Origin of the sequence: Spirillospora sp. CA-294931 (assembly GCF_050946795.1) — a bacterium.
In the GTDB taxonomy this organism is placed as follows: domain Bacteria; phylum Actinomycetota; class Actinomycetes; order Streptosporangiales; family Streptosporangiaceae; genus Spirillospora.
In genome coordinates, this window is the sequence record NZ_CP192006.1 from 4991779 (window position 1) to 5017977 (window position 26199).

Consider the following 26199-nt stretch of genomic DNA (forward strand, 5'->3'; position numbering starts at 1 on the left):
TCATGACGCGCGAGGAGACCGGGGCGGACGACCTGCTGGGGCTCGACACGCAGGTCTGCTTCGCCCTGCACACCACGGCACGCGCCTTCGACGCCCTGTACCGCTCGGTGCTGCGCGACCTCGGCCTCACGTACCCGCAGTACCTGGCGATGCTGGCGCTGTGGGAGCGCGACGGCGCGACCGTCAAGGAACTCGGCGCCCGCCTCCGGCTCGACTCCGGCACCCTCTCGCCGCTGATCAAGCGCCTCCAGGTGGCCGGGCTGGTCGAGCGCAGGCGCGGCACCCGCGACGAGCGCTCGGTCTCGGTGCACCTGACGTCCCGGGGCCTGGCCCTGAAGGCCGAGGCCGCCGGGGTGCCCCGGCGCATCATGGCGGCGTCCGGGCTCGACCACGCCGAGCTCGCCGAGCTCCACGCCCTGCTCCGGCGCACCACCGACCATCTCGACGCCGCCATCCACACCTGAGTCCGGCCCGCCGCGCCGATGAGTCCCGAAGGCGCCGCGGCGGGCCGGGGCCACATCAGCGCACGGGCAGACCGGTGAGGGTCCGGCCGATCACCAGCCGCTGGATCTCCGACGTCCCCTCGAAGATCGTGAAGATCTTCGCGTCGCGGTGCATCCGCTCCACCGGGTACTCGCGGGTGTAACCGTTGCCGCCGAGGATCTGGATGGCCTCGTCGGTCACCCGGACGGCGGTCTCGCTGGCCATCAGCTTGGCCATCGAGCCCTCGGCGTTGTTGAAGTCCTTGCCGTTGCGGGCCATCCAGGCGGCGCGCCACACCATCAGGCGGGCGGCGTCGATCTGGCACTTCATGTCGGCCAGCTTGAACGCGATGGCCTGGAAGTCGCCGATCTTCTTGCCGAACTGCTCGCGCTCCTGCGAGTACTGCAGGGCGTAGTCGTAGGCGGCGCGCGCGGGGCCGAGCGCCATCGCGCCGACGGTCGGGCGCGTGGTCTCGAAGGTCTTCATCGCGGCCTGGCCCTTGGCCCGCTTGCCCTCGCGCACCCGGGCGATCCGCTCGTCGAACTTCTCCTTGCCGCCGATGATCAGGCCACCCGGAACGCGGACGTTGTCGAGGATGACCTCGGCGGTGTGGGACGCGCGGATGCCGTGCTTCTTGAACTTCTGCCCCTGCTTGAGGCCCGGGGTGTTCGGCGGCACGATGAAGCTGGCCTGGCCGCGGCTGCCCAGGTCGGGGTAGACGGAGGCGACCACCACGTGGATGTCGGCGATGCCGCCGTTGGTGGCCCAGGTCTTGGTGCCGTTCAGCACCCACTCGTCCTTGGCCTCGTCGTAGTTGGCCCGCGCGCGGATCGAGCCCACGTCGCTGCCCGCGTCCGGCTCGGAGGCGCAGAAGGCGCCGAGCTTGACGTCGTCGGCGGTGCCGAACATCTGCGGCACCCACTCGGCGGTCTGCTCGGGCGTGCCGGTCGCCGCGACCGAGGCGGCCGCCAGGCCGGTGCCCACGATCGAGAGCCCGATGCCCGCGTCCCCCCAGAAGAGCTCCTCGAAGGCGACGGGGATGCCGAGGCCGCTCGGCTCCAGCCACTGCGTGGCGAAGAAGTCGAGCGAGTACAGGCCGACCTTGGACGCCTCCTGGATCACCGGCCAGGGGGTCTCCTCGCGCTCGTCCCACTCCTCGGCGGCCGGTCGCACGACCTCCTTGGCGAACTCGTGCACCCACTGCTGGACCTCGCGCACGTCCTCGCTCAGCTCCAGCGAGAACGGCGTCGCCTCGGTGCTCGTCATTTATTGACCCTTCCTCCAATATCGCGTGTTACCAACGGTAGCACCTCGATCCGTTACCCGGGGTAACACCGTGCCCAGAGTCACACGGAACATGCGAAGGAGGCTCAGCGGAGCAGGGAGCGCCGGGCGGCCGCGTATTCGGGCACGTCGATCATCGGCGGGCGCTCGCCCACCGCGATGTCACTGACCCGCACGTCATGCCCGTCCGGTCCGCGCCGGAACTGGGTGAGCGCCGTGGAGGGCTCCTCCATCGGCAGCATCCGGCCGTGCCGCTCCAGCCGCGACCACGCGGTCAGCATGATCTGGCCGGACATGGCCCCCAGGGCCTCGATGCCCTGGTGGGAGTGGACCCGGCGGCCCAGGTCGACCTGGGCGATGGAGTCCAGACCGTGGGTCTCGTAGACGTCCAGCAGAAGGCCGAGCTCCACCCCGTACCCGGTGACGAACGGCAGGCGCTCCAGCAGGGAGCGGCGTCCGGCGTACTCGCCGCCCAGCGGCTGGACGACCCCGGCGAGGTTCGGCCAGTGCAGGTTGATCAGAGGGCGCGCCACCAGCTCGGTCACCCGGCCGCCGCCACCCTCGACCACCCGGTCGTGACCGGCCAGCGGACGGTCGTAGCAGCCCTTGACGTACCCGACCGAGGAGTCGGTCAGCAGCGGCCCGAGCAGGCCCGTGACGTAGGACGAGGTGAAGCCGCGCAGGTCGGCGTCCACGAAGACCAGCAGGTCGCCGCCGGTGACCGCCAGGGACTTCCACAGCGCCTCGCCCTTGCCCGACATCCGCCCGTGCCCGGGCAGGACGGCGTCCTGCGCCACGACCTCGGCCCCGGCCTCGGCCGCCACGGCGGCCGTGCGGTCGCTGGACCGCGAGTCGACGACCACGATCTCGTCGACCAGCGGCGCGCGCTCCATGAGGTCGGCCCGGATGGCCGCCACGATGGCGCCGACCGTGCCCTCCTCGTCGCGCGCGGGCAGCACGACGCTGACCCGCGCCGTGCCCTTGGCCGCGAGCAGCGTCTCCAGCGGCCAGTCCACCGACGCGCTGGTGCGGCGCCTCGCCCACGCGGCGACTTCAGGCAGCACGCTCTTCCCCCTCCCCTGCAGACTCTTCCAACGGTCCTACACCTGTAGGAAACGTCACGTCACCACAGATCATTCACTGTTGGTGCGGGAGCGAAGACCCGACCCGAAGAGTTAACACCGCCACAACACGCCGTTATTCGGCGGCGTGGCGGTCGAGGAAGGTGTAGACGTCGGCCTCGTCGACGCCGGGGAAGGCGCCGGGGGGCAGGACGGACAGGACGTGCGAGTGGGCGCGGGCGGACGGCCACGCCTGGCCCTCCCAGCGGTCGGCGAGCTCCTGCGGGGGACGCTGGCAGCAGTCGCCGTCGGGGCAGGCCGACTTGACGCGGTTGGTCGACTCGCGGCCACGGAACCAGCGCGAGTCTTCGAAGCGGACGCCGAGCGTGATGGCGAAGTCGCGTTCGTGGGTGGGGTCGATGTGCGAGAGGCACCAGTAGGTGCCCTTGGGGGTGTCGGTGTACTGGTAGTAGACCGAGAAGCGGTCGGCGGCGGAGAAGACATGGCGTCCGGCCCACTGGCGGCACATGCGCTGGCCCTCGATCGCGCCGTCCTCGTCCTGGGGGAAGATCAGGCCGTCGTTGGCGTAGGCCTTGTAGATCGTGCCGTTCTCGTCGTTCTTGGTGAAGTGCAGCTGAAGGTCGAGATGGTGGGTGGCGACGTTGGTGAAGCGGTGCGCGGCCATCTCGTAGGAGACCGAGAAGACGTCGGCCAGGTCCTCGATGGACAGCTCGCGGGCGGCCTTGGCTTCCTGGAGGTAGGGGACGACGGCGCGTTCGGGCATCAGCATCGCGGCGCCGAAGTAGTTGGCCTCGACCCGCTGGCGCAGGAAGTCGGCGAAGTCGCGGGGGACGTCGTGCCCCAGCGCGATGTGGCCGAGGGTCTGGAGCAGGATCGTGCGGGGCGTGTGCATGCCGAGCTGCTCGCGCTCCAGGTAGATGCGCCGGTTGCGCTGGTCGGTGATCGACCGGACGGTGCGCGGGAGGTCCTGGACGTAGCGCAGGTCGTACCCGAAGTGGCTGACGAGCGACATCAGCATGCCCTGGGAGACCGCGCCGCCCCGGTAGCCGACCGCGTCGAGCGTGGTGGCGGCCACGTCCTCGATCTCGCCGAAGTGGTTGCCGCGCTCGTGCATCTGCTGCCGGAGGGCGGCGTTGGCCTTGCGGGCCTCCTCCGGGCTGGCGGTGGGCTTGGTGCGGCTGCGGCGCACCTCGCCGTAGAGCGCCAGGATGTGCTCGATCACCTCGTTGGGCAGGCGCTTGCCCACCCGCAGGTGCGAGAGGCCGAGCGACTTGTACAGCGGGTCGCGCTGCGCCTCTTCCAGCGCGATCTCCAGCTGGGCGCGGCGGCTGGGCGGCTGGCGGCGCAGCAGTTCCTCGACCGGGACCTCCAGCGCGTTCGCCAGGGACTGGAGCAGGGAGAGCTTGGGCTCGCGACGGCCGTTCTCCAGCAGCGAGAGCTGGGACGGCGCGCGCCCCACCCGCTCACCGAGGTCGGACAGCGTCATCCCCTTGCCGCGCCGCAGATGACGCAGGCGTTGCCCGAAGGTGACGAGATCTACGTCACTCGTCAAGTTGAGGGGTTCTTCTGGTCGCAAGGTCGTCACGGGTTCATCGTAGCGGAAATTTCGCAGTTCTTCTGTTACTCATCAGTTCATTAACGCTTGCGCCCGGGGCATAGTCAAGGCAAGCACCCAGGGGACGACACGGAAGGGCAAGATCATGAGCGACAGTCGCCTCAAGGGCGCAGCCGAAGAGCTGCAGCGTCAGTGGGCCACCGACGAGCGATGGAACGGCATCGAGCGGACCTACACGGCCGAGGATGTCGTCAAGCTCCGTGGATCGGTCCAGGAGGAGTTCACCCTCGCCCGGCTCGGCGCCGAGCGCCTCTGGAAGCTGCTGCACGAGGAGGACTACGTCCACTCCCTCGGCGCGCTCACCGGAATGCAGGCCGTCCAGCAGGTCAAGGCCGGTCTCAAGGCCATCTACCTGTCCGGCTGGCAGGTCGCGGCCGACGCCAACCTGGCGGGCCAGACCTACCCGGACCAGAGCATCTACCCGGCCAACTCGGTGCCGCAGGTCGTCCGCCGCATCAACAACGCGCTGCTGCGCGCCGACCAGGTGCAGTGGTCCGAGGGCGAGGGCGACACGCACTTCCTGGCGCCGATCGTGGCCGACGCCGAGGCCGGCTTCGGCGGCGTGCTGAACGCCTTCGAGCTCATGAAGGGCATGATCGCCGCCGGTGCGGCCGGCGTGCACTGGGAGGACCAGCTGGCCTCCGAGAAGAAGTGCGGCCACCTGGGCGGCAAGGTCCTCATCCCGACCTCGCAGCACATCAAGACCCTGAACACGGCCCGCCTCGCGGCGGACATCTCCAACGTGCCCTCCCTGATCATCGCGCGGACCGACGCCGAGGCCGCGACCCTGATCACCACGGACACCGACGAGCGCGACCGCGAGTTCATCACCGGCGAGCGCACCGCCGAGGGCTTCTACCGGGTCCGCAACGGCATCGAGCCCTGTATCGCCCGCGCCAAGGCCTACGCGCCCTACTCCGACCTCATCTGGATGGAGACCGGCACCCCGGACCTGGAGCAGGCCCGCAAGTTCGCCGAGGCCGTCAAGGCCGAGTACCCGGACCAGATGCTGGCCTACAACTGCTCGCCGTCCTTCAACTGGAAGAAGCACCTGGACGACGCGACCATCGCCAAGTTCCAGCGCGAGCTCGGCCACATGGGCTTCAAGTTCCAGTTCATCACGCTGGCGGGCTTCCACTCGCTCAACAGCGGGATGTTCGACCTGGCCTACGGCTACGCCCGCGAGGGCATGACCGCCTACGTCGAGCTCCAGGAGCGCGAGTTCGCGGCGGCGCCGCGCGGCTTCAGCGCCGTCAAGCACCAGCGCGAGTCGGGCACCGGCTACTTCGACCTGGTCAGCACCGCGATCGCCCCGGACTCCTCCACCACGGCGCTCAAGGGCTCCACCGAAGAGGGCCAGTTCCACTAAAGACCCGTCCTCAGTCCTCAAGGCTCACTGAGGACGCGCCGGTCGCGCCCTGACCGGCAACAAAGAAGGCCCCCTCCGACCTACACCCGGAGGGGGCCTTCTGGTGTGCCCGGCCGGACGCCCCGGACCGCCTGATCGTTGTCTTTAGCGGCCGATTCCGGCAGTGATCTCGACAATCGCGGCGAATCAGAGCAATCTGGGCTCTCTTTGGATCACTCAATGGAGAGGACCCGCCCATGGCGCTGCGCCGGCCCCGCTTGATTCCCCCGCATAAATCCCCAGGACGCCTGCTGCCCCTCACCGTGGCGGCCGTGAGCCTGGTGGCCCTGGCCCCCGTCGCGGCCTCCGCGACCGAGGGGCGCGGGAACGACCGCTACTCCCCCGGAGCGCCCGGCGTGGGCGACTCCTACTTCCCCCTTGAGGGCAACGGCGGCTACGACGTCCAGCACTACGACCTCGAGCTGGCCTACGACCCCGACTTCGACCAGCTGGACGGCGTCGTCACCATCACCGCCCGCGCCACCCAGGACCTGTCCAGCTTCAACCTGGACCTGTCCGGGATGGACGTGGAACGTGTCAAAGTCGACCGCAGCAAGGCCGACTTCAAGCGGCGCGGCCAGGAGCTGACCGTCACGCCCCGCAAGGGTATCCGCAAGGGCAACCTCTTCAAGGCCGTCATCACCTACGGCGGCGTGCCGCAGACCATCGTCGGCTCCCCGATCGTGTTCGGCTCCCCCTACGGGTTCCTGCACACGCCCGACGGCGCCTTCGTCGGCGGCGAGCCCAACGGCGCCTCGACCTGGTTCCCGGGCAACGACCACCCGAGCGACAAGGCCACGTTCGACTACACCATCACCGTGCCCAAGGGCCTGCAGGCGATCGCCAACGGCAAGCTGCTGAGCCAGCGGACCAAGTCCGCCAGCTTCAGCCGCCGCCGGTCGGCGACCGAGGCCAACGTGTTCAAGTGGCGCGAGGACAGCCAGATGGCGACCTACCTCACCACCATGGACATCGGAAAGTGGGTGATCAAGAGTGGCAAGACGCCCATGGGCACCCCGAATTACACGGCGGTCGACCCCGTCCTGCTCCAGAACCAGCCGGACGCGCTGAACTTCTTCTTCGACACCACCAGCGAGGCCACCGACCTCTGGACCAAGACCTGGGGCCCGTACCCGTTCAACACCGCCGGCGCCATCGCCGACGACGCGCGCTTCAACGGCCAGCCGCTCGGCTTCTCCCTGGAGACCCAGGGCAAGCCGGTCTACTCGGCCGTCCGCGACACCACCACGATCGCGCACGAGATGGCGCACATGTGGTTCGGCGACCAGGTCTCCCCGGCCCGCTGGAAGGACATCTGGCTCAACGAGAGCTTCGCCACCTGGTCGCACCAGTACTGGAACGAGAAGCACGGCGGCGCGACCGTCGCCGCCGCGGCCCGCTCCACCTACAACTCGCGGCCGTTCCCCGACCCGGCCGGACGCCCGTTCTGGTCGGTCATGATCGCCGACCCGCAGCGCGACACCATGTTCAACACCCGCGTCTACAACGGCGGCGCCATGGTGCTGCAGTTCCTGCGCGAGAAGATCGGTGACGAGAAGTTCTTCAACCTGCTGCGCACCTGGCTCGTCAAGTACCGCTACGGCAACGCCAGCACCGAGCAGTTCACCGCCCTCGCCAACGAGGTGACCGGCCAGAACCTCGACCCGTTCTTCAAGACCTGGATCTACTCCACCGACAAGCCCCCGCTCCCGTAGCGAGGTAGCGTTTTCACGCGTCGGCCGGGGTTGATGTGAACCGTAACCTCGGCCGACGCGACTGGAATGTAAAACCCCATGCGGTGAGGGCGCCGGCCGCGTAAGCTCATGGCGAGTGAGCGTCTTTCCGTGGGTGGCCTGGTACGCGTGGCGGCGCCACACCGCCTACCCGCTCAGCGCGGCCGCCGAGGCCCTCACCAACACGGTGTTCGGATTCATCCGCGCCTACGTCCTGCTGGCACTTTGGAGCGCGAAGCCGGGGCTGGGCGGCTACGACGCGACCGACGCGGTCACCTTCTGCTTTCTGACCCAGGCCCTCATCGGGCCCATGCAGGTGTTCGGCGGCCTCGAACTCAGCGCGCGCGTCCGCAGCGGCGACGTGGCCATCGACCTCTACCGTCCGGTCGACCTCCAGACCTGGTGGCTCGCCGACGACCTGGCCCGCGCGCTCGCCGCGACCCTACTGCGCGGCGTTCCGCCGATGCTGGCCGGGGCGCTGTTCTTCACGCTGACCCTGCCCGGGCCCACCGCGCTCGCGGGCTTCGCCGCCGCCGTGCTCCTGGCCATGCTGGTCAGCTTCGGCATCCGCTACCTGGTGGCGCTGGCGGTGTTCTGGCTCCACGACGACCGGGGGCTGAGCGCGGTCTCGCTGGTCATGTCGCTGTTCTTCTCCGGGATGATCCTGCCGCTGGTGGCCTTTCCCGGGTGGCTGGGCACGCTGGCCCAAACCCTGCCCTGGTCGGCCCTGATCCAGGTGCCCGCCGACATCTTCCTCGGCAAGAGCACGGGGAGCGAGCTGCTCTCCGCCCTGGCCTTCCAGGCGACCTGGGCCGTCGTCCTGCTGGCCGCCGGACGCGCGCTGACGCTCGCGGCGCGCCGGAGGCTGGTGATCCAGGGTGGCTGAGATCCTGCGCGTCTACCCGCTGCTGGTCTGGACGTGGGTGCGGGCGGCGGCGCAGTACCCGGTGTCGATGGTGCTGCTCGCCGTGGCCACGGCCGCCATCACCAGCCTCGACCTCGCCGCGATCCTGCTGATGTTCGCCCAGGCCCCGAGGATCGCGGGCTTCACCGCTCCCGAGGTGCTGTTCCTGTACGGCACCGCCACGCTGGCGTTCTCCGTCGCCGACCTCATGTTCGGCGCCACCGAGCGGCTGGGGCAGCATCTGCGGGAGGGGACGCTGGACGCGATGCTCGTCCGGCCGGTCAGCCCGCTGGTCCAGATCGCGACCGAGGACTTCTCCCCGCGCCGGTGCGGGAAGCTCGTCCCGCCGATCGCCGTGCTGGCGCTGGTCATCCCCCGCCTGGACGTCCCGTGGGACGCCGGGCGCGCGCTGATGGTCCCGGTGATGGTCGTCTCGGGGACGGCGATCTTCGCGGGGCTCTGGATCCTGGGGGCCGCTGTCCAGTTCGTCCTGATCGAGGGACAAGGGGCGGCGAAGTCGGTCACTTACGGGGGCGCGTACCTGACGCAGTTCCCCTTGAACATCTTCGCCCGCGATTTGGTGCGCGGCGTGACGTTCGCCGTCCCGCTGGCGTTCGTGAACTGGCAGCCCGCGCTGTACGTGCTCGACCGCCCGGATCCGCTGGGGCTGCCCGAGGCGTTGCGGTTCGCCTCGCCGCTGGTCGCCGTCGTGCTCTGCGCGGTGGCGGGGACGGCGTGGCGGGCCGGGCTGCGCCACTACAGGTCGACCGGAAGCTGAGGGACCCGATGATCGAGGTCGAGGACGTCACCAAGGAGTTCACCGTGCGGCGGCGGGCCGGGCGCCTGCGCCGCGTCCGGACGACGGCGCGGGCGGTGGACGGGGTGTCGTTCGCGGTGGCGCGCGGCGAGTTCGTCGGCTACCTCGGGCCGAACGGCGCGGGCAAGAGCACCACCATCAAGATGCTCACCGGCATCCTGACGCCGTCTTCCGGCTCGGTGCGGGTGTGCGGCCTGGACCCGTCGCGGCGGCGCACCACGCTGGCCCGGCGGCTCGGGGTCGTGTTCGGGCAGCGCACCACGCTCTGGTGGGACCTCCCGCTGCGCGACAGCCTGACGCTGGTCAGGCATCTGTACCGGGTGGAGGCGTCCGCGCACCGCGCCCGCCTGGCCGAGCTGACCGCGCTGCTGGAGCTGGAGCCGTTCCTGGACACGCCCGTCCGGCAGCTCAGCCTGGGGCAGCGGATGCGCGGCGACCTGACCGCCGCGCTCCTGCACGACCCCGAGGTGCTGGTGCTGGACGAGCCCACGATCGGCCTGGACGTGGTGAGCAAGGCGACCGTCCGCGGGTTCCTGGAGCGGCTCAACACCGAGCGCGGGACGACCATCCTGCTCACCACCCACGACCTCGGCGACATCGAGCGGCTGTGCCGCCGGGTGCTGATCATCGACCATGGGCGGCTGGCCTACGACGGCGAGCTGGAGCGCCTGCGCGCGAGCGTGGCCGCCGAGCGGACGCTGACCGTCGACCTGGCCGCGCCGGGCCCTCCGGTCGAACTGCCGGGCGTCGAGGTGGTCAGGACCGAGGGTCCGCGCCAGTGGCTGCGCCTGCCGGCCACGGCCAACGCCGCCGAGGTGGTCGCGGCCCTGGCGGGCCGGTACGACGTCCGCGACCTCACCGTACGCGAGGCCGACATCGAGGACGTCCTGGCCCGGCTCTACCGGGGCGACCACGCCTATGACCTGGCGGTGGGCGCGGCTCAGCTCCCGACGGCGGACGAGTAGCGGGGCGCGATCATGTCGTCGTCGTCCTCGTCCCGGGGCGAGCGCCAGCGGCGCGGCGCCCAGGTGGGCATCAGCAGGGCGAAGCCGAGCATGGCGTACACGCCGGTGCCCAGGAGCATGCGCAGGCCGAAGTCCAGCTCGCCGCCCGGCGGCAGCCGTCCGGGCAGGTCGAGCACGCTTCCCGGATCGACCAGGAAGGAGACCGACAGGCCCAGCAGCGCCAGGGCCGGGACGAGGGAGACGAGCGGGGAGGCCCAGCGGGCCACTATGATCACGCCCACCACCAGCCCGACGGCGGCCAGCAGCGCGAACGAGCCGTACATGCGCGTGTGGTCGGTGATCGCCTGACCGGACCCGTCGAACGACCGGCCCGCCTGGACGTATCCCCAGGCCGTTCCGTAGGTGAGGGCGGGGGTCAGCAGGACGCCGAGCAGGAAGCCGAACGCGTGACGCACCGTCCACCACATCCCATCGCGGTCACCCGCACCCGGTCGCGCGGGTTCCCACCATGACAGCACGCACCGGCGGGCCCGCGCAGTAAATCCCGATTTATCGGATCCCGGTCGACGGACCGGATAACGCTCGATGAAAATTGATCACCTGATTGGTGAACCATTACCGTGCTTGAGGCATCTAACAGCGTGAGATCTCGTAGGCGGACAGGAGCCGCGGCCCTTCCCACCGTTCCACCGATCCGCAGGCGGCCCCCCGCGGGCGGAGCGGTCGACGGCCGCGGCGGGGGGAAGTGATGGTCCAGTTGCGTGGCCGGGCCGTGCGTGCGGAACAGGCGGAGACTCCCGAAGACGGGCACGCCGTGCCCTGGTGGCCGACCGGCGCCATGGACCGGCTGACCGACGGCATCGTCGTCGCCTTCGCCCTCTGGACGCTGATCTACCATCTGGGGCTGGTGCTCAAGCCCCCGACCTGGGGCCTGCTGGCCGGGTGGGTCGTCGCGACGCTGCTGATCGCCGTCGTCTTCCTCCGCAAGCGTCCGGGGACGCGCCCGCTGTGGCCGGAGACCCCGCGCTGGACGGCGACGCGCCTGCCCCTGGCCGTCCCGCTGGTCTCGATCGCCGCCGGTGCCGGCGCGGGCGTGTGCGCCGGGCTGCGCAACGAGGGCGTCCCGTGGTGGCTCACCTGCGTGCTGGCCGTGGCCAGCGTGGCGACCGCCGCCTACGGCGTCCTGCGGGCGCGGGGCACGGCGCGCGGCGAGAGCGCCCCCGAAGACCCCGAGCCCGGCGGCCCCGCCGTCCGGCCCTGGGAGTACCGGTGGGGCTCGCTGGTCGCGCTGGTGACGGGCGCGGGCTTCGCCGTGGCGTCGCTGTTCATCGTCAACTCCGACGGCGACGACACCTACTTCGTGTCGCGGTCGGTCGCGACCGCCGCGACGGGCGAGATCCCGCTGCGCGACGTCATCTTCACCTCCGGCAAGACCGGCGGGCTGTCCGGCGAACCTCCCGTCTCGTCGATCGAGGTCCTGGTCGGGGCGCTGGCCCGCCTCACCGGCCTGCACGCCACCTCGTTCCTGTACTACCTGGCGCTGCCCGCCGTCACCTTCCTGTCGCTGTGGACGGTGTGGCGGCTGGTGCGCACCTGGGCCCCGCGCAACGCGCTCGCCTGCTACGCGGTCGCGGCGGTCTTCCTGCTGTGGGGCGGGCTGGGCCAGGCGGCGATGGCCTCGTTCCACATGTCGCGCATGTGGCAGGGCAAGGCGATGTTCCTCTCGGCCCTCATCCCGCTCCTCTACGTGTACCTGACCCGCTGGGCCGAGCGCCGCAGCGCGTCCGCGCTCGCGCTGCTGGCCGCCGGGGGCGTCGCCGCCGTCGGGCTCACCTCGACGGCGACGATGATCGTCCCGCTGATCACGGTCGCGGCCGCCGCGCCGCTGGTGGTGAGCGGCCGCCTGCGCACGGGCGCCGCCGCGCTGGCGCTGATGGCCTATCCGATCGCCGCCGGGCTGGCCGTCGTCGTGCTCGGCAGCAAGGTCGCCGTCCACGGCGCGATCCAGAACGGCGAGGTCAGCTACTCCTGGGTCCTGCTCAGCGGCACCCTGGGCATCATGGCGGGGCTGGCCCTGTGGCTGTCGCCCTGGACGGCCCGCCGGGGCGTTCCCGCGCTGGTCACCACCGGAGTGGCGGCGGTGGCGACGCTGGTGTTCCTGCCGGGCGTGATGGAGCTCCTCACCGACATCACCGACGCCGGGCAGGTCATGTGGCGCCTGACCTGGGTGGTGCCCGTCCCGGTCTTCATCGGCCTGCTGGCGGGCGTGCGCGTCCCGCTCCCCCGCCTGCCCCGGGCGGGCCTGGCCCTGGTGCCGCTCGTCCCGGCCGCCGTGCTGGCGACCGTGCTGATCGTGGGCGGCGCCCCGGTCTGGACGAAGACCAACGGCTCGACGCTGGCCGACCGCCCGTCCTGGAAGACCAGCTCGGTGGTGGGGCTCTCGGCCTCCCGGGCCCTGCTGCGCAGGACCGGCGGCAGGGGCGTCCTGCTGATGCCGCAGTCGTACATGCGCACCGTGCCGCTGCTGACGGCCAAGGCGCACGCGGTCAACCCCAGCACCCATTACCTGAAGCTGATCCCGGGCCCGGCGTCCTTCATCGACGACCGGATCCTGCTCACCGAGCTGGTCGACGCGCCCAAGGGCCGCAAGCCGGACGCGGCGCGGGTGCGCGACGCGCTGCGCAGGGTCGGCGTGACCGCCGCCTGCACCCGGCGCGGCGACAAGGAGGCCTTGGCCACGCTGGAAGAGGCGGGGTACGGCGGCCGGGTCCGCGTCAAAACCCTGAACTGCGTGTTCCCGGGACGCTGATCGCGCGGGCGCGCCGGGCCCGCGGCGCGCCCGTCCCGTTTCGACCCCTTCTGTCGGGGCATCGGGGTGACGTTCGTTCCAACCCACTGTTGGGGAGTGAGAACAATGTCGACCGTCATCATGGTCGTCATCATCGTCGCCATCGTCGCCCTGATCGCGGGCGCCGGCTATGTGATGTGGACCCGCGCCCGGAGCGGCAAGCTCCGCAAGCAGTTCGGGCCCGAGTACGACCGCGCCGTCGAACGGCACGGCAACCGAAGCGCCGCCGAGCGGGAGCTGCGGTCCCGCCAGGAGCGCCACCAGGAGCTCGAACTGCGCGAGCTCGACCCCCGCCAGCGCGAGCTGTACCGCGAGCAGTGGACGCACGTCCAGGAGCAGTTCGTGGACGCCCCCGAGGCCGCCGTCGAGCAGGGCGACCGCCTGGTCGCCGCCGTGATGGGCGAGCGCGGCTACCCCACCCGCGGCTACGAGGACCGCGTCGCCCACCTGTCGGTCGAGCACGGCCGCACGCTGGACCACTACCGCCGCGGGCACGAGATCAGCGTCCGCGCGAGCCGCAAGGAGGCGGGCACCGAGGACCTGCGGCAGGCCATGGTGCACTACCGCGCCCTCTTCGAGGACCTGCTGGCCGTCCCCGCCGAGGAACGCTCGGCGGGCAAGGTCGGCGACCAGCGCACACCTGGAGGCCGTTCATGAACGACCGTGATTCTCAGGTCCCGCCCCAGAGGGCGACCCGAGACCGGGTGCGCGAGGCGGCCGTCCCCCCGGACACCCGCGTCGCCGGGTCCCGCCCCTCGCCCCGGCCCATGCCTCCCTCTGGCCCGGCCCCCGGGATCGCCGACACCAACCCCGAACAGCCGATCCCGGCCGCGTCGGCGCCGGGTCGTCCGGCCCCCACGGGCTCGGGCCCGACGGGCCTGCCTCCCGGGGGCTCGACCCCGGCGGACGCGCTTCCGCGCCTGACGGGCTCCGACCTGCTCGACAAGGAACGCGCGGACAGATTGCGCCAACGCTGGCGCGAGGTGCAGTCCGGATTCGTGGACGACCCGGGCGAAGCGGTGCGCAGGGCCGACGCCCTCACCGGCGAGGCCGTCGAGGCGATCGCCGAGGCGCTCAACGCGCAACGGCGCGAGCTCGACTCCCGCGCCCGGACCGGCTCCGGCGAACCCGACACCGAGCGGCTGCGCCAGACCCTGCGCGCCTACCGCGAGTTCCTGGACCGTGTGCTCGCCACCTGAGCGGCGGTGAGCACACGGCCCAAGGGTCAGCCGTTGAGGAACGCGGTGACCGCCTCCCGTCCGGCGGTCCCCCGTTCCCGGTTCTGGATGGAGTGGGCGGCGCCCCGCACGACCACGAGTCGGCCGTGCGGGGCCCGCCTCAGCTCCTCCCGCGCCCATTCCAGGGGCGTGGACAGGTCGCGGTCGCCGTTGAGCAGCAGGACCGGGACCTTCGGCAGCGTGGGCCGCGCGGCCTCGGCGTCGTGCCGCGACACCGGCCAGTGCCGGCAGCCCTGGACGAAGGCGTTGCCGACCGCCGTCTCGGCGGTGAAGGGCCAGGTCGCGCGCTCAGGCAGTCGATCGCGCACCTTCTCTATGGCGCGTTGACGTCCCGCGAGCGGGGCCTCGGACGTCCCCCACGGGAACCGGCCGTCACCGCAGATGGTCGCGATGTGGAGACCCGAGCTGTAGCTCGCGATGGGGTCGCCCCCGCTGTTGAAGCCGCGCAGCTGCGCGTCGAGCCGGGCCGGGTCGCCGTGGCGCGCCCGGTGGATCGCCCCGATGACGTCGCCCGGGGTGTTGGGCGGCATGTTGTTCGCGTCCGGGTCGCGGTAGGTCGGGTCGGCGAACTCGTAGGAGACCAGCAGATCGAAGATCAGCACATGGTCGCGGCGGTGGCGCACGAGCCAGGCCAGATCCTCGGCCGGGTCGAACCCGCAGGCGGGCGCCACCCGGCAGGCGTCGCGCAGCACGCGCGCGGTCGCCCGCAGGCCGGTCAGGTAGAGCATGTCGTCGCCCCGCGAATCGACATGCGGCAGGACCGAGTCGAGCACGACCTTGTTCACGTTGCGCGGGTAGCGGTCGGCGTAGCGCGCGGCCGTCCAGGAGCCGTAGGACACGCCGTCCAGGCTCATCTTCCGGACGCCCACGGCCCGCCGCAGCAGGTCGAGGTCGCCGAGCGTCTGCTCGGTGGTGAAGTAGTGCCGCCGGTCCCCCAGGATTCCGGCGCATTCGCGGACGGCCTCGGGCGCGGGCGGCTCGATGTCGGAGCTGCCGACCTGCGCCTGGAGCATCGGGCAGTCGATCGCGCCGAACCTGCCCGTCCCGCGCTGGTCGATCATGACGAAGCGGTACTGCCGGGCGACCTCGGGCAGCCGCTCGGAGATCCTCTTGATCAGGGAGGCGCCCGGCTGCCCCGGGCCGCCCGACAGGAAGAGGAGCACGCCCTTGGGCGCGTCGGCGTTGTCCCCCGTCGCCACCTGGAGCTTGAGTTCACCGGGAGCCTGGCCCCGGTGGTCGAGCGGCACGGTCAACCACGAGCAGGTGAAGCCGGGCTGGTCGGCGCAGGGATGCGGATCGCTGAGTGCGGGCGATGTCCTCGCCTCGGTGGTCCCCGTAGGACGCGCGGCCGCCGTCGCCCCGCCGGACGCGGTGAGGACGAGGGCGAGGACGAGCGCCGCGCTGATACGTGATCGCATCCTCGGATCATCGATCCGCCCCCATAACGAATCGGCAACCGGAGCCGCATCCGGCCACCGAAACCCGCGCCCGTCCCAGGTTTGACCACATCACGTGACGTGAAGATCACCCAGTGGAGCGACCACAGCCGTGGTAAGCCCGATCGGGGGAGATTTCTCATGCGCGTTCTCGTCACCATGGCCGTCACCACCCTGGCCCTGGCACCCACCGCCACCGCCTCGGCCTCGGAACCACCACCCAGCGTGCCGCGCCCACCGGCGGCCGCTCCGCGACCAGACCTCGGAGCGCCCAAGGCACCGCGACCGGTCGCCAAGCCCTCGCCAGGGACCGCGGAAGCACCGAAGACGGTTTCGGAGCCGCCGCCTGGGGTGGCGGAGGCTTCGGCGACGTTCTCGCTGGGGGCGGCTTCGGGGTCGGCCGAGGTGGGGCGGCCGGTTGAGGTTCCGTCCGGGCAGGTGGAGGTCCAGTTGGTGGCCAGGGCGAATCATCAGCGGCCGGTCGCTCCCGGGGACACACACGTTGTGCGGTGGACGGTGCGCAACATCGGTAGCGGGCAGCTTGATCGGGTGTGGATCGACGCCCATGTGCCGCCGTGGCGGCTGGTGCGGGCTCCGGGCTGCGTCCAGGCCGGGCGGGGGCTGCGGTGCGAGGCGGGGCCCCTGGCGCCCAACGCGGCCAAGACCTTCGTGGTCCGGATGGTCGTGCCCGCCGAGGCGGAGTCCGGGTTCGGGTTCTTCGACGCGGCCATCAGGGTCAAGGCGGGTGGGCGCGAGCACACGGGGCCGAGGGTGCGGATGGGCGTCCTGGTGATGCGGTCTCGATGATCTCCGCTGGCCCGTCCGGCGTGCGGGGTGAATACTGAATCTCGTTCGGACCCGCGTCGAATGGGAGATCCCCCGTGCTCGAATTCGCGATGACCATCTCCGGCGAACCCGTGCCCGCGTCCAGCACGTTCGAGGTGACCGATCCGGCGACCGGCGGCGCCGCGGGCCGGGCGCCGGACTGCTCGCGCGAGCAGCTCGACGCGGCGATGGACGCCGCCGCGCGGGCCCTGCCCGGCTGGAAGGCCGATGAGGCGGTCCGCCGCAAGGCGCTGCTGGCCGCGGCCGAGGTGATGTTCGCGCGCTCGGAGGAGATCGGCCGGGTCCTCACGCTGGAGCAGGGCAAGCCGCTGGGCGACGCCACCATGGAGGTCGTCGGGGCCGGCGTCTGGCTGAAGTACTTCGCCGAGCTGGAGCTGCCGCGCGAGATCATCCAGGACGACGAGCGCGCCCTGGTCGAGGTCGTGCGGCGCCCGATGGGCGTGGTCGCGGCGATCACCCCGTGGAACTTCCCGCTCATGCTGGCGACCTGGAAGCTGGCCCCGGCACTGCTCGCGGGCAACACCGTCGTGCTCAAGCCCTCGCCCTACACGCCGCTGTCGAGCCTGATGCTCGGCGAGGCGCTGCGCGACGTGCTGCCTCCCGGGGTGTTCAACGTGGTGTCCGGCGGCAACGACCTGGGCGCCTGGATGACGTCCCACCCGGTGCCGCGCAAGATCAGCTTCACCGGCAGCGTGGCCACCGGCAAGCGGGTGGCGGCGGCCGCGGCCGACGACCTCAAGCGGGTGACGCTCGAACTCGGCGGCAACGACCCGGCCATCCTGCTGGACGACGCCGACCCGGCCGCCGTGGCCGACCGCCTCTTCGGCGCCGCGTTCATGAACAACGGCCAGGTCTGCTCGGCGATCAAGCGGGTCTACGCGCCCGACGCCCTCTACGACGACGTCGTGGAGGCCCTGGCCGCCCGGGCGCGCGCCGCGAAGGTCGGCAACGGCCTGCGGGAAGGGGTGCAGTACGGCCCCGTCAACAACAAACCGCAGCTCGACCGGGTCGGCGAGCTGGTCACCGACGCGCTGGCGGGCGGCGCCAGGGCGGCGGCGGGCGGCAGGCCGATCGACGGGCCGGGGTACTTCTACGAGCCCACGATCCTGGCCGACGTCGCCGACGGCGCCCGCATCGTGGACGAGGAGCAGTTCGGCCCGGCGCTGCCGGTGATCCGCTACCGGGACCTCGACGAGGCGGTCGCCCGCGCCAACGGCACCCACTTCGGTCTGTCCGGCTCGGTGTGGGGCGCCGACGCCGATCGCGCGAGCGAGGTCGCCGCCCGGCTCGACTGCGGCACCGCCTGGGTGAACACCCATCTCGCGCTCGCCCCGCACCAGCCGTTCGGCGGCTCCAAGTGGAGCGGGATCGGGGTCGAGAACGGCCCGTGGGGCCTGTACGGCTTCACCGAGCTCCAGGTGATCCATCGCTCCAAGCGGTGAACCGGCGGGGACGGGCCGCGTCCGTCCCCTTCCGGTGTGATCGACCTCACGAGTTCGAGTCCGTAAAGTGACATGCCAACTACCCATTGTCGGACTCCGGAATGGGACACTTTCCGCGCGGGGGCGTAGACCATATGTCGCCGACCGTGGAGGGGCCGGAATGGAAACGTGGAGCGTCCTTCGCCAGGACGACAACGGCAATGAGTTCCACTTGGGCTCCCACGACACCCGGATATCGGCACTCGCCCATGTCCTGGTGATGGAGAGCGGTGTGCAGCACAAGCAGCTGTACTGGGTGGCGGGCCCGCCCGGCCCCGCCGTGCGCAGCAATCGCGACCTGTATCTGCATTTCCTGCACATCGGGCAGGAGGCGCGGAACGCGTCGTGGTCCCTTTCCGCGTTTCTGCGGGCATTGTGGAAAGTCAGCGGTCCGCTGTGCGACCGCGAGGTGCTCGACCCCGACGACGTGGCGGCGATGTTCTCCGCCGCGGCCACGACCCCGCCCGCCGAGTTCGACCCGGCGTGGAGCAGCGCGGATCTCGCCCTGCCGGGCGACGAGCCCGAGGGCCACGCCGACTGGGAACGTGTCATCCTGTCCCAGCTCGCGGACCTGGAGGACTTCCTGAACTCCCCGCCCGGCCCGCAGGGACGCTTCGGCGTCGAGGCCCCGAGGCCGACGGGCAGCGGGCGCCGGGCGACGCCGTCCCTCTGGTACAACTTCGACCCGGCCACCTATCTGGAGTGCGCCGTCGCGGGCAGCCTGGGCGGCTGGGACGCGGCCGACGGCGCCCGGGTGCCGCTGCCGGGCGACTCGGGACGCCGCTCCTACGTCCGTCCCATCACCACGATGACCTGGGCCGACCTGGCGCGGATCGCCGTCTGCGGGCAGATGTACGAGTAGCCGCCCGGCGTCCGTCCGACCCCGGTGCGACACTGGGACGGTGAGTGAGAGGCCGGTCGTGTTCGAAGACCGGGGCGGCTGGTGGATGGCCCGCTCCCGGCCGCACCCGGCCCTGCGCCCCTACCTCGCCTTCTACGACGGGTACTGGGAGGACGAGATCGTCCCGACCCGGATGCGCACGGTCCCGATCCGCGCCACCGTCGTGATCATCAATCTGGGGGCGCCGCTGCTGCTGCGGGTGCCCGACCCCGCGACGCCGGACGTCCGGCTCGACTCGTTCGTGGCGGGGATGCACGACGGCCACGGCGGCTACGTGAGCCCGGGCGGCCAGCGGGGAATCCAGCTCGACCTCGGCCCGCTGAGCGCCTACACGCTGCTCGGCGTCCCGATGGCGGCGTTCACCAACATCGCCGTCGACCTGGGCCAGGTGCTGGGCCCGGAGTACACGGCCCTGGTCGCCCGCCTCGGCGAGGCCCCCGGTTGGGCCGAGCGCTTCGACCTGCTCGACGCCTTCCTGCTGCGCCGCCTCGAGCGCGGCCCGTCCCCCGCTCCTGAGGTGCGCCGGGCCTGGGGCCTGCTGACCGGCTCCGACGGTCTCACCTCGGTCGCCGACCTGGCGGGCGACGTCGGCTGGAGCCGCAAGCACCTCACCAACCGCTTCCGCGAGCAGGTCGGCCTCACTCCCAAGGTGATGGCGCGGGTCCTGCGGTTCCAGCGCGCGGTGGAGCTGATGCGGCACGGCGCCCCCAGCTGGGTCGACATCGCCGTGGCCTGCGGCTACTACGACCAGGCCCATCTCAACCGCGAGTTCAGGGCGCTGGCGGGCTGCACCCCGACCGAGCTGCTGGCCGTCCAGGGTCCCGAACCCGTCGACCACGGGCGCTGAGCGCCTCCCATTCGTCCAATACGGCCGGGCGTCAACGCTCCTACCTTGGGAAAGACCAACCAAGGGAGGAAACATGACCGCACCGACCGTCTACCCGTGCCTCACCTACCGGGACGCGCCCGCCGCGATCGACTGGCTGTGCGACGCGTTCGGCTTCAGCCGGAACTTCGTGGCGGACGGACCCGGCGGCAAGGTCGCGCACGCCGAGCTCGGCTGGAGCGAGGGCGGTGTGATCATGCTCGGCTCGGCCGTGGAGGACAACGCCGACATCGCCACCGGGCGCTCGCTGATCTACCTGGCGGTCAGCGACCCGGACGAGCACTTCGCCCGCGCGACCGCCGCCGGGGCCGAGGTCGTCAGGCCGCCCAAGGACGAGGACTACGGCAGCCGCGGCTACACGCTGCGCGATCCCGAAGGACACATCTGGAGCTTCGGCACCTACCGTCCCGGCGGCTAGGTTCCGGGGCTGGACGCGGAGCGAGCGGGGGGTGACGATCGGGACATGCCGCGGCTGATCCTGCTCGGGGTCGGGACGGCGGGTTCGACCAGGTTCGCCCCCGCCGGACTGCTGGTCGAGTACGGCCACACGCATGTCGGGATCGACGGCGGTCCGGGGTCCGAGCCGCCCGAGACGGTGGAGGCCTGGCTCGTCCGGGACGAGCACGACCCGCTCCTGCCCGAGCTGCGGCGGATCGCCCGGGAGTCGGTCATGGCCGAGCCCGGGCTGGGGGCGTTCGCGCACGGCGCCCTGCACGTCGAGCCGAGGGAGGCCGGGTACCGGATCACCATCGGGCACCGGTCGGCGGTCTGGGCCCCGGAGCCCGGGCCGCTGCCGCCGTGGGCGGGGGACGCCGACCTGGCGTTCGCCGGGGCGGTCACCGCCGCCGACGTCGTGGAGGGCGCGCGGACCGCGCGGGAGCTGGGCGTGAAACGCCTGGTCTTCGCCCGGGTCGGCGACGCGCTCGACCGCGGCGAGCCGCCCGCGTCGGGCGAGTGGGGCGAGGAAGGCCGCGTCTACCGGATCTGACGTTCAGTAAATAGCCACTTATGGTTATACCCGCCGGTAGTCGGTAGTAATTGATCGTGCACCTCGATGACTGGTGGATCCTGCTGTCGATGCCGGTCATCGCGGCCGTGATCGGATATCTCACCAAGGTCGCGGCCATCGAGATGATGTTCCGCCCGCTGGAGTTCGTCGGGATCAGGCCCGTCCTGGGATGGCAGGGGGTCGTTCCCCGCTACGCCGACCGGATGGCGCGCACGGCCGTCCGCATCCTGACCGGACGGCTGCTCACCGCCGCGGAGCTGCTGGAGCGGATCGAGCTGGACGACCTGCTCGACCGGATCGAGGAGCCGCTGCGCCAGACCGTGGACGAAGTCGTCCGCGAGATCGCCCTGGAGTACCAGCCCGGGCTCTGGGAGTCGGCGCCCGTCGCCGTGCGGCGGATGGTGGTCGAGCGCGTCCAGGCCGAGACGCCCGGGATGGTCCGGGAGATCTTCGCCGACCTGCGCCGCGACGCCGCCGAGATCCTCGACCTGGAGGAGATGGCCGTCGCGGCCATCACCCGCGACAAGGCGCTGCTCAACCGGCTGATCCGCGACGTGGCCCGGGACGAGCTGGCGTTCATCGTCCGCTCGGGCATCTACTTCGGCCTGATCATCGGGATGGTCCAGGCGCTCGGCTGGGCGCTGACCGGCTCGCATCTGGTGATGCCGCTGTTCGGCGCGTTCACCGGGCTGTTCTCCGACTGGATCGCGCTGCGCATGGTCTTCCGGCCCGTCCGGCGGCGCCGCGTCTTCGGGGTCCTTCCCTGGCAGGGCCTGTTCCACCGCCGCCGCGCCGAAGTCACCGCCAGCTACGCCACGGTGATCGCCGAGGAGGTGCTGAACCCCGCCAACCTGATGGAGGCCCTGCTCACCGGGCCGTCCGGCGCGAAGCTGGCCGTTCTGGTGCGGCGCGCGTTGGAACGCGCCATCGACGAGCGGGCCGGGGTGGCCAAGCCCCTGCTCGTCGCGTGGGTCGGCGGGCGGCGGATGCAGGACCTCAAGCGCGACATGGCCGCCCTGGTGATCGAGAAGGCGTCCCGGCCGCTCGGCCACGCCGAGACGTACGTCGCCGAGTCGCTCGACCTGCGCACCTACATCGAGGCCAAGATGAAGCTGATGACCGCCGAGGAGTACGAGGACCTCCTGCGGCCGGCCTTCAAGCAGGACGAGTGGAAGCTGGTCGCCGTCGGCGCCCTGCTCGGCTTCCTGGTCGGCGAGGCCCAGCTTCTGCTCGTCCTGCACTTCACCTAGTCGCGCGGCACGGCGTGGTCGGCGGCGATGGCCTCGAAGACCTTGGGGTCGTAGTCCCATTCGGTGCCGGGGCGGGGCCAGTGCACGGCGACGTCGGTGACCCCCAGCTCGGCGTAGCGGCCCGCGAGGTCGGCGAACGCCTGGGGCGACTCCAGCCAGGGCTCGTCGGTGAAGCCGGTGAGGAAGTGGACGCGCAGCCCGGACGGGTCGCGGCCCTCGGCCTCGCACGCCTGGCGGAGCAGGCCCAGCTGGTGCCGGACGAGGTCGGGCGGAGTGCGTCCCTCCGCCCGGTCGTTGCCGCTGGTCACCCAGGCCGCGCCCTGGCGCGCTGCCACGCGCATGCCCCGGGGCCCGGCGGCGGCGATCGCGAACGGGACGCGAGGCCGCTGCACGCACCCGGGTTCGCTGATCACCTCGCGGGCCGAGTAGTAGGTGCCCTCGTAGGTGGTCTCGGGCCCCACCAGCAGGCGGTCGAGCAGGTCGACCCACTCGGTGAACCGGGCGGACCGCTCGCGCGGCGTCCATTCCTCGCCGCCGAGGATCCCGCCGTCGGAGCGGCGGTTCGCGCCGCCGCTGCCGATGCCGACGGTGAGCCGCCCGCCGCTGATGTGGTCGATGGTCTTGATCGCGTGGGCGGTGGGCACCGGGTGCCGGAAGTTGGGCGAGGTGACCATCGTGCCGAGCCCCACCCGGGACGTCACCGCGGCGGCCGCCGCCAGCGTCGTGTAGGCGTCGTACCAGGGCGTCGACCCGCGCCAGGCGGTGTGGTCGTAGACCCACGCGGTGTCGAACCCCAGGTCTTCGGCGCGGCGCCACAGCTCGCCCGCCTCCGGCCATGACCGCATCGGCCACATCAGAGCACTGACCCTCATCCGAGCCCCCATTTCATGATCGTCTCGATGCCCATCCCATCATGACGGGCCGTCGAGCCAGTGCCGCAGGGCCCACCACCAGTGGGCCGAGTACGCGACGGCCGAGCCGTCGGCCGGGGCGGCCAGCGGGCGCCCGGTCAGCTCCTGGAGGCGCCGCAGCCGGTACTTGACGGTGTTGCCGTGGACGTGGAGCGCGGCGGCGGTCGGCTCGATGCGCCCGGCGTGGTCGAGACAGACCAGCGCGGTCTCGGCCAGCTCGCGGTGGAAGGCGTCGTCCGGCGAGAGTCCGGAAAGCAGCCGCGCCGCCAGGAGGCCGCCGAGGTCGGGCTCCTCCCCCGTCACCGTGAGGAGCGCGAGGTCGGCCAGGGAGCGCAGGCCCTTGACGCCCGCCCGCTCCCCCGCCCGCAGGACGCGGCGTCCCAGCGCGTACAGCGGGGCGATCTCCGACGGGGGCACGGCGGGCGCCGCCACCAGGAGCGGGACGTCCGCCCCCAGGCGCGGCAGCCGGGTGACCAGCGCGACCAGGCGGCCGTCCACCAGCCCGCACAGGCCGGGACCGGACGAGGTCAGCGCGCCCTCAAGGCGTCCCGCCACGGCCGGGTCGCTCACGTCGGAGACCACGCAGTGGTAGGCCAGGTTCGGGTCGAGGGGCGCCGGCACCGGGACCGCCTCCCCGTGCAGCAACTGCCGGAGCATCTGGGCGTGGCCCTCGCGGGTGGTGCGGGCCATGTCCAGCTCCGCGACCCGGTGGGCGTGCACCATCCGGTGGACGAGTGCCGTGGTGATCTCGTCGATGCGGGTGACGCCGTCCAGCAGCAGGTCGTCGGGCACCTCGAGCCGCCGTCCCTCGTCGATCAGCAGGCGCACCAGATGGGTGCGTCCGGCCTGGAAGCCGTCCAGGAACGCCGCCACCGGGACGCCCTGCCGCGCGCGGTCGGATCCCAGGCCCTCGGCCGCCTTCAGGACGTCGTCCCCGGGCACCCCGCCGTTCTCCAGCGCCGCCAGGATGCCGCCGATCAGCGCGCGGGTGTGCCTGCGGGTCTCCTCCTCGGGCAGCGCCGCGACCAGGTCCGACTTGGTCCTGGCGGCCTTCACCGTCGACTCCAGGATCTCCGGATCGGTGCCGCGCTCCATCAGCAGCCGCAGGAACCGGTCGCTCTCCCGCTCCTCCATGGGGACCTCCCGCATGTCCGGCACGGACAACCGCACCCCGTGTCGCGCCAGAATCTCACAGTATTCGCTGTCCGCGCCGGACAACGACGGCGGCGACCATTGGACGGCCCGCACCTAGCCGTCCGGCCCGTGGTGAGGTTGGGTGGGAGGAGACACAGCCAAGGAGTCATCCATGTCCGACGAAGACAAGTTCCTCGACAAGCTGGCCACCGACCTGATCTTCCGCCTGCCTCCGTCGTTCGACGACGTCGCGGAGGAGCGCCGGTACCGCAAGGAGCGGCTCACCGCCGCCCTGCGGATCTTCGGCAAGCTCGGCTTCGAAGAGGGCGTCGCCGGGCACATCACCGCGCGCGACCCCGAGCACACCGACCACTTCTGGGTGAACCCGTTCGGGATGTCGTTCAAGCACGTCAAGGTCAGCGACCTGATCCTGGTGAACCACGCGGGCCAGGTCGTGGAGGGCCGCTACCCGGTCAACGAGGCCGCGTTCGCGATCCACTCCCAGGTGCACCAGGCCCGTCCCGACGTGGTCGCCGCCGCCCACTCGCACTCCACCCACGGCCGCGCCATCTCGGCGCTCGGCCAGAAGCTGGAGCCCATCACCCAGGACGTCTGCGCGTTCTACCAGGACCACGGCCTGTTCGACGACTACACCGGCGTCGTCACCGACCTCGAGGAGGGCAAGCGCATCGCCGCCGCCCTCGGCGACCACAAGGCCGTCATCCTGCGCAACCACGGCCTGCTGACCGTGGGCGACTCCGTGGACGCCGCCGCCTGGTGGTTCATCACGATGGAGCGCTCGTGCCAGGTTCAGTTGCTGGCCAAGGCGGCGGGCACCGTCGTGCCGATCGAGCACGACAACGCCGTCGTCACCCACGGCCAGATCGGCAACGACCTGGTCGGCTGGATCAACTACCAGCCGCTGCACGACCAGATCGTCCGCGAGCAGCCCGACCTGTTCGACTGAGGCGCGGGTTTACGTCGCGAACACCCCGCGTTGACCGCGATCACAACCTAAACTCCGATACGTAGGTGATCGGACACGGGTTGTGATGGCGAGGTGGGTGCGTGACCACGGCGGCACGGGAGGCGGCCGACCAGCTCGTCCGCCTCATGCGGCTCCTGCTGCCCGAGGAGGAGCCGCCCGCGGCGGTCCCGCCCGCCCGGACGCTGCGGCACAACTCCGCCGAGCTGGACGGCCACGAGCAGCACGTCTTCGGGCTGATCATCCGGGGGCGCCGCAACGACCGCCTGGCCGAGGTCCTGGACCTCCCCGTGGAGGCCATCGAGCAGCATCTCCAGGCGCTGCTGCGCGACTTCGAACGACCACCCGCCCCGGCTCGCGTCGAGCGGCCTCCCCACGAGCCCACGACGGAGCCGGCCCGCCCGCGCGCCCTGCGGCCGTTCCGCCGCCGGCGCGCCGCCCTGCTCGCCTCGGTCACCGGGACGCTCATGCTCGGCGCCGCCGTCCCGCTCACGCTGCCCGGCGAACGTCCCGGCCGCCCCCGGGCGACCCCGCCCTTCGACGCGCTGAGCCCCCTGGCCGCCTACGGCGTCGGACGCCGCTCCTACGCCCGCGAAGCCTTCGCGCCGCTGCGCAAGCGCGCCCGCCACTTCCCCACCGGAATCGCGACCGCCACGTCCTTCTGGGATCCGGCCACCGCGCGCGGCGCCCGGATGTCCTACGACACCCTCGCCAGCCCCTACTGGCCCCTGGGCACCCGCGTCCGCGTCACCTACCGCGACCGCAGCACCGTCGGCGTCGTCGAGGACTTCGGCCCCGCCGACTGGGCCATCGCCCAGCACGACGTCCCGGCCATCATCGACCTGTCCGAGCGCATGATGGCCGACCTCACCGGCTCGCGCGAGCACGCCGTCCGCATCCGCTTCGAGGTTCTCGCGTGGGGACGCGGCGAGGTCTACCGGACCTCGGGCCCGGGCTACGACCTGGCCACCGGCGCCCCCTGA

Annotated in this window: 25 protein-coding genes; 18 read left to right on the forward strand and 7 right to left on the reverse strand. The window is 71.7% G+C overall.

The window, feature by feature from the left end:
- The first annotated feature begins 2 nt into the window (after positions 1 to 2).
- The gene (locus ACQPY4_RS22520) at positions 3 to 464 is read left to right on the forward strand and encodes a MarR family winged helix-turn-helix transcriptional regulator (protein ID WP_433323678.1); all 462 of its coding nucleotides are present in this window, start codon (positions 3 to 5) and stop codon (positions 462 to 464) included.
- A gap of 55 nt (positions 465 to 519) precedes the next feature.
- Here the strand turns inward: ACQPY4_RS22520 and ACQPY4_RS22525 are convergent, their stop codons facing one another.
- From ACQPY4_RS22525 to ACQPY4_RS22535, 3 genes are all read right to left on the reverse strand, one after another.
- Positions 520 to 1749, reverse strand: coding sequence for an acyl-CoA dehydrogenase family protein (locus ACQPY4_RS22525; protein WP_433323680.1), 1230 nt, complete (start codon positions 1747 to 1749; stop codon positions 520 to 522).
- A 104-nt stretch (positions 1750 to 1853) separates the two neighbouring features.
- Positions 1854 to 2831 (reverse strand): glucosyl-3-phosphoglycerate synthase, encoded by a 978-nt coding sequence (locus ACQPY4_RS22530; RefSeq protein ID WP_433323682.1) that lies wholly within the window; start codon positions 2829 to 2831, stop codon positions 1854 to 1856.
- Between the two features lie 133 nt (positions 2832 to 2964).
- On the reverse strand, positions 2965 to 4401 hold the full coding sequence (locus tag ACQPY4_RS22535) for a helix-turn-helix domain-containing protein (protein ID WP_433323684.1): 1437 nt from the start codon (positions 4399 to 4401) through the stop codon (positions 2965 to 2967).
- A gap of 148 nt (positions 4402 to 4549) precedes the next feature.
- Here ACQPY4_RS22535 and aceA point away from each other — a divergent pair, with 148 nt between their 5' ends.
- From aceA to ACQPY4_RS22560, 5 genes are all read left to right on the forward strand, one after another.
- The gene (aceA, locus tag ACQPY4_RS22540) at positions 4550 to 5833 is read left to right on the forward strand and encodes an isocitrate lyase (RefSeq protein ID WP_433323686.1); all 1284 of its coding nucleotides are present in this window, start codon (positions 4550 to 4552) and stop codon (positions 5831 to 5833) included.
- A 236-nt stretch (positions 5834 to 6069) separates the two neighbouring features.
- On the forward strand, positions 6070 to 7587 hold the full coding sequence (locus ACQPY4_RS22545) for a M1 family aminopeptidase (protein WP_433323688.1): 1518 nt from the start codon (positions 6070 to 6072) through the stop codon (positions 7585 to 7587).
- Between the two features lie 115 nt (positions 7588 to 7702).
- Complete coding sequence (locus tag ACQPY4_RS22550; protein WP_433323690.1) at positions 7703 to 8491, forward strand: ABC transporter permease; 789 nt, start codon at positions 7703 to 7705, stop codon at positions 8489 to 8491.
- The gene (locus ACQPY4_RS22555; protein WP_433323692.1) at positions 8484 to 9287 is read left to right on the forward strand and encodes an ABC transporter permease; all 804 of its coding nucleotides are present in this window, start codon (positions 8484 to 8486) and stop codon (positions 9285 to 9287) included. Before ACQPY4_RS22550 ends, ACQPY4_RS22555 begins: the two co-directional genes overlap by 8 nt.
- A gap of 8 nt (positions 9288 to 9295) precedes the next feature.
- A complete protein-coding gene (locus tag ACQPY4_RS22560; RefSeq protein WP_433323694.1) occupies positions 9296 to 10291 on the forward strand; it encodes an ABC transporter ATP-binding protein in 996 nt (331 codons plus the stop codon).
- Here the strand turns inward: ACQPY4_RS22560 and ACQPY4_RS22565 are convergent.
- Complete coding sequence (locus tag ACQPY4_RS22565; protein WP_433323696.1) at positions 10267 to 10746, reverse strand: hypothetical protein; 480 nt, start codon at positions 10744 to 10746, stop codon at positions 10267 to 10269. The two genes, ACQPY4_RS22560 and ACQPY4_RS22565, sit on opposite strands and share 25 nt — an antisense overlap.
- 293 nt (positions 10747 to 11039) lie before the next feature.
- On the opposite strand from ACQPY4_RS22565, the gene ACQPY4_RS22570 reads away from it, so the two are divergent.
- The 3 genes from ACQPY4_RS22570 (at position 11040) to ACQPY4_RS22580 (ending at position 14338) form a co-directional block, all read left to right on the forward strand.
- Positions 11040 to 13100, forward strand: coding sequence for a DUF6077 domain-containing protein (locus ACQPY4_RS22570; RefSeq protein WP_433323698.1), 2061 nt, complete (start codon positions 11040 to 11042; stop codon positions 13098 to 13100).
- Positions 13101 to 13205: 105 nt separating this feature from the next.
- Positions 13206 to 13796, forward strand: a complete 591-nt coding sequence (locus ACQPY4_RS22575) for a hypothetical protein (RefSeq protein WP_433323700.1) — start codon at positions 13206 to 13208, stop codon at positions 13794 to 13796.
- Complete coding sequence (locus ACQPY4_RS22580) at positions 13793 to 14338, forward strand: hypothetical protein (RefSeq protein WP_433323702.1); 546 nt, start codon at positions 13793 to 13795, stop codon at positions 14336 to 14338. Before ACQPY4_RS22575 ends, ACQPY4_RS22580 begins: the two co-directional genes overlap by 4 nt.
- A 26-nt stretch (positions 14339 to 14364) precedes the next feature.
- Here the strand turns inward: ACQPY4_RS22580 and ACQPY4_RS22585 are convergent, their stop codons facing one another.
- Positions 14365 to 15795: an alpha/beta hydrolase gene (locus ACQPY4_RS22585; protein WP_433323704.1), complete on the reverse strand. Its 1431-nt coding sequence runs from the start codon at positions 15793 to 15795 to the stop codon at positions 14365 to 14367.
- A 534-nt stretch (positions 15796 to 16329) separates the two neighbouring features.
- On the opposite strand from ACQPY4_RS22585, the gene ACQPY4_RS22590 reads away from it, so the two are divergent.
- From ACQPY4_RS22590 to ACQPY4_RS22620, 7 genes are all read left to right on the forward strand, one after another.
- Positions 16330 to 16620, forward strand: coding sequence for a hypothetical protein (locus ACQPY4_RS22590; RefSeq protein WP_433323706.1), 291 nt, complete (start codon positions 16330 to 16332; stop codon positions 16618 to 16620).
- Between the two features lie 74 nt (positions 16621 to 16694).
- Entirely contained in the window at positions 16695 to 18101 is a 1407-nt protein-coding gene (locus ACQPY4_RS22595) for an aldehyde dehydrogenase family protein (RefSeq protein WP_433323708.1), read from the forward strand.
- A gap of 160 nt (positions 18102 to 18261) precedes the next feature.
- Complete coding sequence (locus tag ACQPY4_RS22600) at positions 18262 to 19002, forward strand: hypothetical protein (protein ID WP_433323710.1); 741 nt, start codon at positions 18262 to 18264, stop codon at positions 19000 to 19002.
- A gap of 40 nt (positions 19003 to 19042) precedes the next feature.
- The gene (locus ACQPY4_RS22605; RefSeq protein WP_433323712.1) at positions 19043 to 19888 is read left to right on the forward strand and encodes a helix-turn-helix domain-containing protein; all 846 of its coding nucleotides are present in this window, start codon (positions 19043 to 19045) and stop codon (positions 19886 to 19888) included.
- A 73-nt stretch (positions 19889 to 19961) separates the two neighbouring features.
- On the forward strand, positions 19962 to 20345 hold the full coding sequence (locus ACQPY4_RS22610) for a VOC family protein (RefSeq protein WP_433323714.1): 384 nt from the start codon (positions 19962 to 19964) through the stop codon (positions 20343 to 20345).
- 45 nt (positions 20346 to 20390) lie between these two features.
- Positions 20391 to 20915, forward strand: a complete 525-nt coding sequence (locus ACQPY4_RS22615) for a hypothetical protein (protein ID WP_433323716.1) — start codon at positions 20391 to 20393, stop codon at positions 20913 to 20915.
- Between the two features lie 56 nt (positions 20916 to 20971).
- Positions 20972 to 22186: a DUF445 domain-containing protein gene (locus ACQPY4_RS22620; RefSeq protein ID WP_433323718.1), complete on the forward strand. Its 1215-nt coding sequence runs from the start codon at positions 20972 to 20974 to the stop codon at positions 22184 to 22186.
- Here ACQPY4_RS22620 and ACQPY4_RS22625 read toward each other — a convergent pair.
- Together ACQPY4_RS22625 and ACQPY4_RS22630 are read right to left on the reverse strand one after the other, a co-directional pair.
- Positions 22183 to 23031 carry an LLM class flavin-dependent oxidoreductase gene (locus ACQPY4_RS22625; RefSeq protein WP_433323720.1) on the reverse strand — a complete coding sequence of 283 codons (849 nt, stop codon included), beginning with the start codon at positions 23029 to 23031 and terminating at the stop codon, positions 22183 to 22185. The two genes, ACQPY4_RS22620 and ACQPY4_RS22625, sit on opposite strands and share 4 nt — an antisense overlap.
- A gap of 66 nt (positions 23032 to 23097) precedes the next feature.
- The gene (locus tag ACQPY4_RS22630; RefSeq protein ID WP_433323722.1) at positions 23098 to 24231 is read right to left on the reverse strand and encodes a helix-turn-helix domain-containing protein; all 1134 of its coding nucleotides are present in this window, start codon (positions 24229 to 24231) and stop codon (positions 23098 to 23100) included.
- A gap of 172 nt (positions 24232 to 24403) precedes the next feature.
- Between ACQPY4_RS22630 and ACQPY4_RS22635 the strand changes: the two genes are divergently transcribed.
- Positions 24404 to 25198 (forward strand): class II aldolase/adducin family protein, encoded by a 795-nt coding sequence (locus ACQPY4_RS22635; RefSeq protein WP_433323724.1) that lies wholly within the window; start codon positions 24404 to 24406, stop codon positions 25196 to 25198.
- A 101-nt stretch (positions 25199 to 25299) separates the two neighbouring features.
- A complete protein-coding gene (locus ACQPY4_RS22640) occupies positions 25300 to 26199 on the forward strand; it encodes a hypothetical protein (protein ID WP_433323726.1) in 900 nt (299 codons plus the stop codon).